Annotated in this window: 10 protein-coding genes, 1 pseudogene and 1 riboswitch; of the genes and pseudogenes, 3 read left to right on the top strand and 8 right to left on the bottom strand. The window is 42.9% G+C overall.

Annotation, left to right across the window (positions count from 1 at the left end; all coding sequences use genetic code 11):
- Positions 1-95: 95 nt before the first annotated feature.
- Positions 96-171: riboswitch (cyclic di-GMP riboswitch) on the bottom strand.
- Between the two features lie 175 nt (positions 172-346).
- The 6 genes from ABHC48_RS04235 to ABHC48_RS04210 form a co-directional block, all read right to left on the bottom strand.
- Positions 347-520 carry a hypothetical protein gene (locus tag ABHC48_RS04235; protein ID WP_173736503.1) on the bottom strand — a complete coding sequence of 58 codons (174 nt, stop codon included), beginning with the start codon at positions 518-520 and terminating at the stop codon, positions 347-349.
- Between the two features lie 26 nt (positions 521-546).
- Entirely contained in the window at positions 547-1,440 is an 894-nt protein-coding gene (locus ABHC48_RS04230; RefSeq protein WP_195699179.1) for a LysR family transcriptional regulator, read from the bottom strand.
- 276 nt (positions 1,441-1,716) lie between these two features.
- Complete coding sequence (locus tag ABHC48_RS04225) at positions 1,717-3,141, bottom strand: alpha-L-fucosidase (protein ID WP_195699180.1); 1,425 nt, start codon at positions 3,139-3,141, stop codon at positions 1,717-1,719.
- A 16-nt stretch (positions 3,142-3,157) separates the two neighbouring features.
- Entirely contained in the window at positions 3,158-3,985 is an 828-nt protein-coding gene (locus ABHC48_RS04220) for a carbohydrate ABC transporter permease (protein ID WP_118578099.1), read from the bottom strand.
- Positions 3,986-3,996: 11 nt separating this feature from the next.
- A complete protein-coding gene (locus ABHC48_RS04215; RefSeq protein ID WP_148462043.1) occupies positions 3,997-4,878 on the bottom strand; it encodes a sugar ABC transporter permease in 882 nt (293 codons plus the stop codon).
- A gap of 151 nt (positions 4,879-5,029) precedes the next feature.
- The gene (locus ABHC48_RS04210; protein WP_118578097.1) at positions 5,030-6,376 is read right to left on the bottom strand and encodes a carbohydrate ABC transporter substrate-binding protein; all 1,347 of its coding nucleotides are present in this window, start codon (positions 6,374-6,376) and stop codon (positions 5,030-5,032) included.
- Between the two features lie 275 nt (positions 6,377-6,651).
- Between ABHC48_RS04210 and ABHC48_RS04205 the strand changes: the two genes are divergently transcribed.
- The 3 genes from ABHC48_RS04205 to ABHC48_RS04195 are packed head-to-tail and all read left to right on the top strand — an operon-like array spanning position 6,652 to position 12,051.
- On the top strand, positions 6,652-8,421 hold the full coding sequence (locus ABHC48_RS04205) for a sensor histidine kinase (RefSeq protein ID WP_195699181.1): 1,770 nt from the start codon (positions 6,652-6,654) through the stop codon (positions 8,419-8,421).
- 29 nt (positions 8,422-8,450) lie between these two features.
- Positions 8,451-9,629 (top strand): response regulator, encoded by a 1,179-nt coding sequence (locus ABHC48_RS04200; protein ID WP_195699182.1) that lies wholly within the window; start codon positions 8,451-8,453, stop codon positions 9,627-9,629.
- Positions 9,630-9,672: 43 nt separating this feature from the next.
- Positions 9,673-12,051: a glycoside hydrolase family 95 protein gene (locus tag ABHC48_RS04195; RefSeq protein WP_195699183.1), complete on the top strand. Its 2,379-nt coding sequence runs from the start codon at positions 9,673-9,675 to the stop codon at positions 12,049-12,051.
- A 57-nt stretch (positions 12,052-12,108) separates the two neighbouring features.
- Here the strand turns inward: ABHC48_RS04195 and ABHC48_RS04190 are convergent.
- Positions 12,109-12,359, bottom strand: a pseudogene (locus ABHC48_RS04190) (transposase); the annotation flags it as partial.
- 153 nt (positions 12,360-12,512) lie between these two features.
- Positions 12,513-14,177, bottom strand: a complete 1,665-nt coding sequence (locus ABHC48_RS04185) for a dicarboxylate/amino acid:cation symporter (protein WP_195699184.1) — start codon at positions 14,175-14,177, stop codon at positions 12,513-12,515.
- Positions 14,178-14,243: the final 66 nt, after the last annotated feature.

The raw sequence follows: 14,243 nt of genomic DNA, 5'->3' as shown, positions 1-14,243 counted from the left end.
TTTTCATATCTGATTCCCTGCCATAAAATTATTATTGTTACGTCTATGAAATAACACCGTAAAAAAACACTGTCTCACAGACAGTGCACCTCAGTTCATGCAACTGGCTACCATTTTACAGGCCCTGTAGCTTTGCGTCACAGACTTTCGTCTGTTTTGCCGATTTTCTTATTATAGCTTTTAAAATTCTGCCAAAAACCTATTTTATTATACTCCATTGCTCCACTTTACACAAGAAAAACCTCACCGCTTTAACACTTAAAAATTTAAAAAAAGAACAGCCGATACATATACTCGAACTGTTCTCCTTCTTCCGAAGTCCACGCAGCATTGACATTACTGTTTCCTACTCATTTGTACTCAGATCGTTCCATATCCTTGGAACTTCTTTTTGCTCTTCTGTCAGCTTCTCCGAATTAATATCATAGGTTATTACGTTTTTACTTTCTTCTACGTTTTTGTGAGGCGGCCAGCCTGTAATAGGGCCAACTTCCGGATCTTTTGCATTATTAAAATGCATTCTAAAATTTTTTCCATACACTTGGTTTAACCCCGCCCGGATACAATTGTATTTTTTAGTTCCCTTGCCGCAGCTCCCATAGGATGCTGGCTGTCATACACCAGGCAGATCTGGCGTTCCGGAATTTCATCTTTTAATGGAATCTGTACGATCTCTTTTTTCAAAAGGGAAGGTGCGGCCATTGGCTGGGGCAAAAAGGCAAGCCCGAGCTCGCATTTTACCAGAGGCAGGATCTGATCCGCAGTGGCAGCTTCCGTATCCGGGGAAAGATCCAGGCCATGGGACAAAAATACGCTGTTGTAAAATTTATAGGTCATAGTTTCCCGCCCAAGAGAAATCATCGGATAGTTCTTTACCTCCCGAAGGGAAAGTTCCTGGCTGCCAAGGGCAGTAAAAGTAGTGCCTCCAACCAGAATCTCCTGAAACGGCATGAGCATGATCTGTTTCAATGGGGAATCCACCTCTGCCGGAGTGGAAACTACTGCAAAATCAATCTTTCCGCTTTTAACAGCTTCAATGGCTTCCGGTGTGGAATGGTTGTAAAGCTTCAGCCGGATTCCCGGATAAGTCATGTGAAAACTTTTTAATTTATCCAGCAGGAAAATATTGAGGGCAGTTTCACTGGCACCGATGGCTACACTTCCGTGAGATAATCCGGAGCTGTCTGCCAGCTCCTCTTCTGCTGCCTGAAACTGCTCCATTGCACTTAGCACATGATTATAAAGCCGTTCTCCTTCCGGAGTGAGCTGTACGCCGCGGTTGGTACGGATAAATAAAGTGGTATTCAGCTGTTGTTCCAGACAATTCATGGCCCGGGTAATATTAGGCTGGCTGTTGTTTAACGCCTGAGCCGCCTTGGTAAAATTGTGGTATTTTGCCACATAATAAAAAATCTTATAATACTCGAAGTTAACATCCATAATATTTTTCCTTTTCTTTTGGCATATCATATGTTTATTTCAGTTATATCAATTATAGTTTTTACTTATTTCTACGTCAAGCGTATTATGTACTCGAAAACCATATGGCGTTGTATTTGCCACATGCTTCCCTCTTAAGGTAGAAACTACCACCACCTCCCCTGTATATCGCTTAAGAGGAAAATACCCTTTAGGATGATTTCTACTCCTAAAGGGTATTTTTATAAATAATTATTTATTTAATTTATGAAATAATATAAAACAATACTTAACCGCTCAGGTATTTTCCGGATAAATCCCAATAAACGTTAGAAGCGGAAGTACACGGAAATCATGTAAAACAATTTTCATTTCCCTGGCTTTTTTCCCCTTAACACGAATGATCTTCTGATAGCCAATTACCGTTCCTGTGTAAATACTGTTCCATATTTCCCCTTCTTTAACAAATACCTCATATTTTTCTACTCTCTGGCTATAGCAGACAGCCTCTTTTAATACCAGATACCCCAAATTGTATGAGTCGTCCAGGCAAATCGTTATCTCTACTGGCAGCTCACTGCTTTCAGGCTGATACCATGCTTCTAAAGTATCCTTTGTCAAATTGGAAGCCGGATGCGCCGGATCTTCATTTTCCGAAAAAACATGTGCTGTACTCATTAAATTATGAGCAAAAGATTTCTTTTTCCAGCTTCCAAATTCTTCCAGACGTTTAACATCATTTTTATGAAGAAGTCCGTTTGGCATAGGTGGAATGTTTAACAAAAAGGTTGCATTTCCTCCAACAGCCCCAATATAGATATGAACCAGCTCTTCCAGACTTTTCACCTGATCATCTTCTTCTGGATGATAAAACCATCCAGGTCTTATAGAAGTATTTACTTCTGCCGGATACCAGATCAGATCCGTTTCACCTTCAAGCGCTTTTCTGCTTCCAAGATCTTCCATATCACTGGTAATCCGGCGCATTCTGAATTCCTCATCATCGGTCTGCTGGCTTCTTTCCTGTACACTCTCTGCAAGTGCTGTACGCGCAGGAACAACACTCCACTCAGATTTTCTTACATCGCCAGCTTCATTTCCACACCATCGGATATCTGGCCCGCACACACAGATACATGCGTCTGGCTGATATTTTCGAACACATTCGTAATAGCGATTCCAGTCGTAGACCTGTTTTTTCCCATTAGGTCCTTCCCCACATGCACCATCCAGCCAGACACTGAAAATATCCCCATAGCCGGTGAGAAGCTCAGTCAGCTGTGCCAGATAGTAATCATCATATTCTTTTCCACTTCCATAGCAAGGCTGGTTTCGATCCCATGGAGAAAGATAAATTCCAAATTTCAGTCCATGGCGGCGGCATGCTTCGGACACTTCCCGGACCACATCTCCCCTGCCATTTTTCCACGGGCTTGCTGCAACGCTGTGACTGGTATATCTGGTAGGCCACAGGCAGAAGCCGTCATGGTGCTTACAGGTAAGAATTACGCCTTTCATGCCGGCATTTTGTGCTGCAGTCACCCACTGGTCTGCGTCAAACTCTGTAGGATTAAAAATTTGCAGATTTTCCGTTCCATCTCCCCATTCCCGATTGGTATACGTATTCATTCCAAAATGAAAAAACGCATAAAACTCTGTTGCCTGATAGGCAATCTGGCGGCAGGAGGGAACTATTTTTATTAATTCCTGATCAGTTGGCATATGATTTCTCCTTTTTTCATCCCTTCAACCCGCCTGCACCGATTCCCTGAAGCAGATATCTCTGTCCAATGAGATAGATAATAATTGTTGGGATCATAACGATTACAAGTCCGGCAAACAGGGCACCCCAGTCTGTAGCATATTTCTGCACCTCAAACAAGTTTGCCATACCGATGGGAAGGGTTTTCTTTGCATCTTCCGTAAGAAGAACAAGTGCCAGTGGATATTCATTCCAGAAGCCCATGGCACTTAACATCGTAATGGTCGCAATCCCGGGTTTTGCAAGAGGCACCATAACTCTTAATAACAGCTGGATATTAGTAGCACCGTCAATTCTTGCAGACTCCTCATAATCCCTTGGTACCGCAGACATAAATCCCTGTAAGGTAAAAATACAGAAAGGAAACTGCATAACTGCATAAACAAGACATAATACCGGCAGGTTATTTAATCCGTTCACAGCCTGTAATTCCAGAAACAAAGGAATCATAATGTAAGTAGCCTGCAGAAAAATACAAGCCATGTAGACCGTAGAAATCAGCCTGCTGCCCACAAAACGGTATCTTGCCAGTACATAAGAGATGGGAATGACCAAAAGCAGAAGCAATACAGTGGAAAGCACTGTTACAAATATGGAATTTCCAAAATAAGCGGCAATATTTGCTTTCTGCCATGCTGCCACAAAATTATCCAGATTCAAAGCTGCGGGCAATGCATAAGGATCTGTCAGATATTCTGCATTTGTCTTAAACGCAGACATCAGGTTCCAGAAAAGCGGATACAAAAAGATAACGGTAAACAGAATCATCAGGATTCTGATACACCAGGTTCTTACAGTTTTCATCAGTCTCCCTCCTATTCTTTTTCAGATGATATTTTTTTAGAAATCATTGCAAGGACGATTGCAAGGCCAAGGGTAAACATGGCGATTGCCATGGCATATCCAAAGTTGGCATTTCTCATACCCTGGGTGTACATATACTGCAACAGGACACTGGATGCGCCGTTTGGTCCACCACCTGTCATAACATTGGACAGGGTAAAACTTAAGTTGATAGTACCAGACAGGGAAAGTATATAGGTCGTTCCAATTGATCTGCGAAGCAACGGAATGGTGATCTTAAAGAACTTCTGCACTCCTGTTGCACCGTCAATGGAAGCAGCTTCATAAACCTCCTGGGAAATCCCATCAATGGAAGCCACATGCATGACCATGTAATAACCAATGGCCTGCCAAACCAAGGCTGCACCGATACACCAGAGAGCCGTTTTTCCCTCTCCAAGCCATGCGTGTTTCCAGGTGGAAAGATGGAACAGATCCAGCATATGATTCAGAATTCCTCTTGTGGGATTAAACACAAAGGACCACACAATACCAACTACAGTCATGGAAACAATACTTGGGAAAAAGAATACGGTCCGGTAAAATGACTTTTCCTTAAGCTGTCCCTGAGTAAGGATAAATGCAAATACAAGACTTAGAAATATGGTCACAGCCGGGATTACCAGCATCAGCTTAAGAGTATTAAACAGTGCCTGAAGAAAATCCTTATCCTGGAACATATACCTGTAATTATCCAAAAATACAAATTTGCTGTTAAAGCCTACGCTAAGTGCAGTGGAACTGGTAAAAGACAGATAAATGGCATTTACCATAGGGACAATCATAAAAACAATGGTTAAGATCAATGCAGGAAGCGTACACAGGGCTATAAATAATCTGGGCTTTTTTACCACGCTTGCTCACCTCTTTAAATTTAAATATTGAAAAATGTGGATGACATCACCGATTGGCAATCTATCTGTTCAGGGTTACAAAAGGCTGCCGCATACACTGTGCAGCAGCCTTTCCATGCTTTACCGTTTTTATCCGGCTGGCATATGAAGTTTAGTTGGCAGCTTCCATATCAGCACGAACCTGTGCGAAAGCAGCTTCCACGTTCTGTGCCCACTCTTCTACTGTCATTTCATCGTTCATAACAGAAGTGATCGGATTGAAGATCTCATCTTTCGGGTTGATCTTGCAGTCAGCCGGAACTGCTGCAAAGCTCATGATCAGGGAAGAAGCATTTGCCTCTTCGTAGATTCCGTACATATTATAGATTGCAGTAGACAGCTTATCTTTTGCTACTTCACGGGCACTCTTGGTAGCATAGAGGGCACCGGAAGCCTCTGCAAATGCAGATACGGATTCATCGCTGTACAGGAAACGAAGGAATTCTTTTGCAAGCTCCGGATTCTTTGCAGCAGCCGGAATGGAGAACTGCTCACAGCTGTCGAATACATAATGCACATCATCTGCGTTCTCAGTTGGGATCGGGGCCATTGCAAACTCAAAGCCTTCTTCTCTTGGAGCATCCTGCATCTCATTTTCCATCCAGGTTCCGTTCGTGATAAATGCAGCTTTTCCAAGCATCATCTCTGTCTGGGACTCTGTATGGTTCATACCTACAGTACCCTCTAACAGATAACCTTTCTCTGCAATTTCTTTGATATGGGTAAGAGCCTTTAACACACCTTCGTTGTTGAAGGAACCTTCCTCATAATTGGCAATCTTGGTAAGAGCTTCCTCACCGCACTCATTTGCAATTGCCGGCCAGAGCATTTCTTCCATGTATCCCGGATAAATTCCCTGATAGGTGAAAAGCGCACGTCCGTCAATATCCTTTAAGGTATCGCCAAGTGTGAAAAACTCGTCCCATGTTTTTGGAACTTCCAGATTGTTCTCATCGAAAAAGGTCTTGTTGTAGATCAAACCCTGCGGACCACTGTTAAATGGTGCCAGATAAATTTCATCGTCTCCGTATGGTGCACACTTTGTACTGGAAAGAATTCCGTCTGTAATGTCATCGCGAAGAGTACCGGTTCCAGCATAGTTTTCTCCGTCAAATACATCGTCCAGATTTAAAAGTGCATGTTCTTTAATCAAAGAAAGAATTACGCCGTCCTCACCACCATCGTTGAGACAGATAAAATCCGGCGCGTTTCCGGCTACGATCTGTGGACGAATAATATCACCAATAGTCGGGCTGATCGTCATATTTACCTTCACGCCCTCATGGCTTGCTTCAAAAAGCTCTACCATCTGATTCCAGTAAGCATCTCCGTATCCACCCTGGAAAATGGCAATGTTCAGTTCCTGTTCTTCTGCTTCCGCAAATGTTGTGAGCGGAGAAAGTACAGTAGCTGCGCTCATGGCAAGAATCATTGCGGATGCTGCAAATCTTTTTTTCATATGGTGTTTCCTCCTTCTGGTTGGCTGTTTTATTACGTTTGCCTGATGATGCTATTATATTGCGAAAATCTTTTGTCGTAAATTAATAAAACGATTCTCGTTATGGAGCATTTTCTTGTAAATAATATCTGATATGGATTTTCTTGCGGCATATATGTATTATTTTTTCATCTTTTGCTTTTACATAGATTATTCTGTTTTTTTCCTGTATAATAAATGAAAATAATAATATTTTGACAGATACCCGTCAGTGGTCAGCAACAGGAGGAACCTCCATGGAAAAAAAACATCATTTTCAGGGATTTCGTAAATTCAGCATCAAAACAAGACTTGTAATTGCCCTTCTGATGATTTCTATTATACCATTGGTAGGAATCAGCGGCTATTCTTTTCATATATTTTCCGCGGCACTTCAGGAGAAGCTTTCTGCATCTATTTCCCAGACCCTGTCCATGATCAATCTGAATATGGTAAGTGAGATTGAGAAATACCAGTATCTGTGTGGTTCCATCTGTATTAGTGAAGAGATTAAAAAAGGTCTTCTAAAAAAAGACATGACAGATATGGAGAAGAATCAGGCGATGCTTGAGATTCAAAACATGATCCGCAATAAAATCATCTATCCTGCCCAGGCAAAAAATATTACTGTCTATGATACCGATGGAAATATTTTTTATGATCTGGGCTATGACGGGTTCTATCAGGAAGATGTGGACCGGATCCTGTCGCAGCTTGAAGAGCAGGACCAGGATGTGTGGGCTTATGCACATACTTACCGTGACAGAAATATTCTGGTTCTTGGAAGAAGGATTTACGAGCAGTATTCCAAAAGCCGGGTAATCGGCTACACTCTGATTTCTATTGAAGAAAAAATCTTTTCCAAGACAGTACTGGAGCCTGTGGGACTGTCAGATTCTTCCAATATTATGTATATGAATCTGGATGGAACGGTGCTCTCTTCCTGGAACCGAAGTATAGCCCTGGGGGAGAAAACGGATGATGAGCTTCTGAAAAAAATCCAGGAAAGGCTTCCAAAGAAAACCGATTCCTTTAGTATCCATGAGAATGGGGAGGAACAGCTGGTGACCTATATTTTTAATAAAAATCTGAATCAGCTGTTTGTATATACCATGCCTTACCACTATATCAATTCAGAGGTTTATGCCATGCTGAAACAGATTCTTGTAGTGGTAATGTTTCTGGTTTTACTGTGCATCGGAATTGTAGCCATGGTATATCAGGGAATTATGTCTCCTATTAAAAGAATGCTGGAATTCTGCCGTGAGGTTTCCGAAGGAAAATTATCTGTGCGTATTCAGGACAAGCATAAGGATGAACTCTCCCGGCTTTCCGGCAGCATGGATCATATGGCAGATACCATCGAACATCTGATGGACCAGCAAAAGTCCCAGGAAAAGAAAAAAAGAGAGCTGGAGCTGCAGATGCTTCAGTATCAGCTGAATCCTCATTTCCTTTTCAATACTCTGAACAGTCTTCGGTTTGTGGCTGCCATGCATAAGGATCAGATTGTAAGCGACGGAATCCAGGCGCTAAGCAGTCTTTTACAGAATACCCTTACCAATAAGAATGAATATATTACTATTCAGGAGGAACTGGAAAATCTGGAAAATTATTTTTCCATTCTTAGGATCCGGTATGCAGGAAGCTTTGAATATTCTTTCCATGTGGAGGAGGATGAGCAGCTCTCCTGCCTGGTTCCAAAGTTGATTCTGCAGCCCCTGGCAGAAAACTCGGTAATGCACGGTTCGTCAGATAATGGCACGGTGATGAAGATTCAGATTACCTGCTGGCGGGAAAATGAGGATGTAATTATCGAACTGTCTGATGACGGCAAAGGCTTTGAGGTGACAGATGACGCCCTGGCGCCTCACCCGGAGCGGAAAAGGATTGGCGTCGCCAATGTAAATGACCGGATCCAGCTGAATTTCGGATGGGAATACGGGCTGAAAATTAACAGTCAGCCAGGAAAAGGAACTACTTGTACCCTGACCCTGCCGGAGCTTTATGCGGATACGCTTTCATAAAATACACAACTGGTCAGAAAGGACGATACATGTACAGTATACTGATTGTGGATGATGAGCCCATTGTAAAAATTGCACTTCGTTCCATCCTGCCCTGGGAGGAGCATGGCTTTTCTATTTGCGGAACGGCATCAAATGGACTTGAGGCACTGCCTTTGATCGAACAGCATCATCCGGATGTGATCATCACAGACCTGAAAATGCCTGGGATGGACGGGCTTGAGCTGATTCGGACTTTAAAGGAAAAGAATTGTCCGGGAGAAATTCTGGTACTTAGCAATTACGAGGATTTTGATTCTGTGCGAAGTGCACTGTTGCTTGGTGCGGCAGATTATCTGCTAAAAATTAAGATCCAGCCAGATACCCTTCTTGCCTGTCTGAATAAAACGGTAGAAAAATTAAAGGACGAAGTGCCCAGAAATTGGGAAACCGAAAAAAAGGATCCGGAAGAGGATATAGCAAAGCTGCTGCTGGAATTTTTTCAGAAGGATGTAAAGCTTTCAGATTATATGGGACAGCATGCTAAAACCCGACTTGCATTTATGGAAGCTTCCTGTGCCGTCTGCTATGTAACCTTTGAGAAGTATTTATCTAATGACGCATTCTCCATCTCCGGGAGTCTTCTGCGGGATATGATCCTGGATGCGGTTCAGGGAGTGCTTCAGCCCTATATTCTGGTGCTGAACGATTATAGCGCACTGGTTGTTTTTTCCCAGACAGAACTGTCCGACAGTGAAATTAAGGTGGAACAGCTGGTAAAAAAGCTATACAATCGTTTTACCATGTATCAGTCCTTTGCACCAGATATGCCCTATCAGGAAATGTTGGAAAATTATGAGGAAGCGCGAAATGTGTTCCGGGAATTTTCCTCTAATGAGGGACACTATAAAACTGATGTAGCGAAAACCCTGGAGTATATGGAGGAAAATTACATGTACAGGCTGACCCTGTCTTCTATTTCTGCAAACGTAAATTTAAGCTCCAGTTATCTGTGCAGGATTTTTAAATCTGAGGTTGGCACAAGCATTACCAATTATCTGAATAATCTGCGGATACGCAAGGCCGCAACCCTGATCAAGGAAAATACCATGTCCATGAAAGAGATTTCTTCCATGGTAGGAATTGATGATCAGCTTTATTTCAGCAGGCTGTTTAAGAAATGCATGGGAATTTCGCCATCGGAATATGGAAAGAAGTATCATCAGTAGACAGATCATAACACCAATATACCATAATGAAAGGAATAAATATATGGAATTGTATTATAAAAATCCGGCAAAATGCTGGCTGGAGGGATTTGCACTGGGAAATGGACGAATGGGAGCGGTTATTCACGGAGCTTTGGATCATGAAGTGTTACAGTTAAATGAGGACACCTTATGGTCAGGATCCCCTTACAGCGGACAGACCGGACTTTCCCCTGAAGTAGTGAATCAGGCCAGGGAGCTTGCAAGGGCAGGGAAATATGAAGAAGCAAAACTGGTTATGGAAAAGAAGCTGGAAGAAGCTGAGGATGTACAGGTTTATCTGCCCTTTGGAGATCTGCTTCTGGATTTTGTGGAGGATAATTATGGTGCTGATGGAGATACAGTTGCAGGTGCTTCGCCAGATTCAGATACAGCTGTGACAGATTATGAGAGACATTTGGATTTAGACAGGGCTGTGGCGTCTGAGTGCTATGTGAGAAATGGAGCTAAGTTTACACGTACCTGCTTTATCAGCGCACCGGCTCAAGGACTTGTGTATCAGATTAATAGCAGCCGGCCATTTTCTATTTTGGTCCACTGTGACGGAGCCTTTATCCGTGAGAAAGATTATAAGGAAAATCATTTCACGCTTACCGGAATCTGTCCGGGAAGAAGCGGACTGAAGGTTATTAAGGAAAATAAACCGGAAGAGTTCCTTTTCCCGGACGAACCAGAGCTTCAGGGTGTACACTTTATAGGAGAAGGGTGCGTAACTGCAGAAGGTGGAAGAGCTACTGGATCTGCTGATGGAATTCTATTGGAGCATGTAACTGGGGTGGAAATCCGTATGGCAATCCGTACCAGCTTCCGGGGATTTGACAAAGCATATACTGAGCAATATTCCGATGCCCAAATTCATCATATGCTGGCTGCCGATTTAGAAAAACTTTCAAAACCATTTGAAGAGCTGCTGAACGAGCACGTAGAGGAATACAGGTCTTTTTATGGGAGAACTTCATTGAGACTGTGGGATGATGTACCGAAGATTTCTGCTGAAACTTCTCAGTATGATCTGCGGGAGCGTCTTGCAACATTTCATGAGGGCGCATCTGACCCGGAGCTTTATGCAATCCTGTTTGCTTTCGGAAAATATTTGCTCATCTCATCTTCCAGACCAGGGACCCAGGCTGCCAATCTGCAGGGAATCTGGAGCAATGATATTATTCCACCATGGTTCAGTGATTTCACCGTAAATATCAATACCGAAATGAATTACTGGATGACAGGGCCTCTGAATCTTGCCAAAATGCAGGAACCACTGGTAAATCTTTGCAAAGCGCTGGTTAAAAATGGACAGAAAACCGCCAGAGAACTGCTTAACTGTGAAGGAACTGCCTGTTTTCACAACACGGATATCTGGGGTAAAACTTCTCCTGCAACAGGAAAAGCGGTGTGGGCGTTCTGGCCTTTTGGAGAGGCATGGCTCTGCCGAAATCTGTTCGACCAGTACTTATTTACAGAAGATAAAGAGTATTTGAAAGAAATCATGCCTATACTTGAGGAAAATGTGCGATTCTGTCTGGCTCAGCTTCAGGAAACAGATCAGGGACTTGCCATCTGTCCCGCCACCTCACCGGAAAATCTATTTTATGAAGATTGTTCCGTAGCAAAATACAGTGAAAACACCCTGGCCATTGCAAGGAACCTGTTTCGGGATTATGTGAAGGGCTGTGAAGTGCTTGGCTTGCAGAATCAGATAATGTGTGATGTACTGGAAGCGCTGGAGCGCATGGTACCTACTGCTATTGGAAGCAAGGGACAGATTCTGGAATGGAACCAGGAATTTCCAGAACAGGATGTGCATCATCGCCATGTTTCTCATCTTTATGAGCTTCATCCTGGCTGCGGCATTACTCCACAAACACCGGAATTATATAAAGCAGTGAGAAAGAGTCTTGAACTTCGGGGGGATGAGGGAACCGGATGGAGTCTGGCTTGGAAGGTTCTGATGTGGGCCCGTATGGAAGATGGCGCTCATGTGGAGAAAATTATGAAAAACCTGTTTTATGTAGTAGATCCAATGGAAGAAATGGGAATACGAAGAGGTGGCATCTATCCCAATTTATTTTGTGCCCACCCACCGTTCCAGATTGATGGAAATTTAGGTTACAGTGCTGCGGTTGCCGAGATCCTGGTTCAAAGCCAGGGAGAAGAGCTTGTCCTTCTCCCTGCGCTCCCACCCTCCTGGAGAAATGGGGAAGCCACGGGGTTCATTGCCCACGGAAACATCCGCGTGGATCTTAAATGGGAGGGGAAGAATGTCACCTACACCTTAACTCCTGCTCATGACACCACTTTACGTCTCCGCGTCGGAAAAGGGGACGTGAGGGGCTATTCACTGCGTGGAGGTGTGGCGTACGAAGGGAATGAGGTGCTAAGCTGAGGAAGAACTTTGTGAGAGCAGACGGTTTTCCGCCCGTCTTATTCGCCTGTTTATTCGTTACTCTGGAAGGCGCCCTTCGTACATAATACTCAGTTCACCATACACCTGTGCCCAGTTCCGGATCGTACTGGTCCATCTCTTGGTAACTTCAAATGTGGCAAGATACAGTGCCTTTAATAGAGCTGTATCGCTTGGAATACGCATCTCTGGCGATTCAGTTTCCGGTAGGTAGAATTCAGGGATTCAATGGTATTTGTAGTATAAATCACCGTCCTGACCGTCGTCGAAAATTTAAAAATTGGAGAAATTCTATGCGTTGTTTTCTCATATTTGCAGATAACGCCAATCATCTAAACTAATTAAATATATTATAAGCAAGTGCATGTACCTGACATAAACCATGGATTGGCATGTAGCTTCTATACGAAAGCTTAATACCTATTTTTTATAGTTTCTTCAATCTAACTCATATATTTTTCCATATCAAGCTTCTTTTCTGATTTTGCAACAATTAGGGATGCTGTCACATCGCCCAGGCTGTTGCTCATTGCACGCATCATTCCAAGCAGGGAGTCCAGTCCCATGACCAGTCCGATTCCTGCAAGCGGAACATTCAACTGTGTCAGAAGTACAGACAGGCATACAAGCCCCGCTCCTGGAACTCCTGGCGCACCTACAGAAAGAACAAACACGGAGAAAAACATAGACAGCATCATTCCACCGTTGATATCAACACCGAAAACTCTTGCCAGTGCCATGCCAAATATCACCAGATATATACAGGTTCCGTCCATATTTACCGTTGCCCCCAGGGGAATAGACAGGGAATAGATTTTCTTTGATATACCAAGTTTATTCTCGCAGGCATCCATGTTCACAATGATCGCCGCATTACTGGAAGCCATGCCGAACACCTGAAGCATTGTGGGATTGTATTTTTTCAAAAAGGGAATCGGATTCAAACGGCCGATTACTCCAAGTAATATACAATATACAGCGATCATCGCCACGATTCCCACTGCAAAAGTTCCAAGCATGGCCAGCATGGACAACAGCACATCCGGTCCTGTCTTTAATACAACCGATACAATGGAGCAAAAGGTTGCAACAGGTATGAAGCGTACCAGCATCACTGTAATCTTCAGGAACAGGTCATTGCATGCTTCGAATATATCCTTTAATAATCTGGAATGCTCCCCGATCTTCTCTAATGCAATTCCAATCAGAACTGCCAAAAAGATGAGCTGCATCATGTTGGAATCTAAAAACGGTTTTACAAAGTTTGCCGGAATGATTCCTACAATTGTATCCTTGATTGAAATACTTACATCCGAAACCGACACCGTAGCTGCATCTCCAGCCAGTTTTGCCGCAAGCTCTGGATTACCTGGCTTCAATAATTCAAACACACCTGTTGCCGTAAGAATTGCCAGAACCGTGGTAAGCAGGTAAAAGCCCATGACTTTTCCACCAATACGTCCGGCTTCTTTCAGATCTCCAAATTGGGAAATGCAGCATGCTATGGAGAAAAATACTACCGGGCCTACAATCATCTTCAAAGCATTCAGGAACATTGTACTGATAGATGTAAAAATAGTATTGTTCAGTGCTTCGTTCACGCCTGAAGGTACAAACACTTTCATCAATACACCTATTACGATTGCAGCTATTAAAGCCAGCATTGTATGTAATACCATGGTATGGGGATTTTTCTGTACTGTAATTTCTACCAGGTTCATGTTGTTCTTGTTTTTATAGCGCAGTCTTTCTTCATTCGCCTTGAGAAGGACATCCCGGATTATTTTTTCTTCTTTTTCCTGTGCGCTCTGAAGATCATCATTTTCCTGGTCCAGTACTTCTTCTATGGTATGACCATAAATAAACTGGAATTTCTCACCACGGAGTGACAGATTCACATATACCCTGCCAAACCTTTTATTCAAAATAATGCAGATATTTTTATCAGGGTCTTTGGCATGCTCCCTTAATTTCACCAATACTTCCTCTACTAAAAGCATTGTCTTTATGGTCTGCTTTTTCTCTATGCCAAACTCTTCCAGACCTTCTTTGATAAACTCTATTCCCGCTTTTGTATGCTTCTGCTCTACCAGCAATCTTTTGCTCATAGTTCTATTAATCCCTCCTAACCCTAAAATCTTTTATTTACAGTTTTTGATTCCACTTGACGTCAT

It is taken from the genome of Ruminococcus sp. 1001136sp1 (genome assembly GCF_039841815.1).
Lineage (GTDB): Bacteria > Bacillota > Clostridia > Lachnospirales > Lachnospiraceae > Blautia_A > Blautia_A faecis.
The sequence above is the reverse complement of the archived record's forward strand: the minus strand, read 5'-3'. Positions and strand labels throughout refer to the sequence as shown.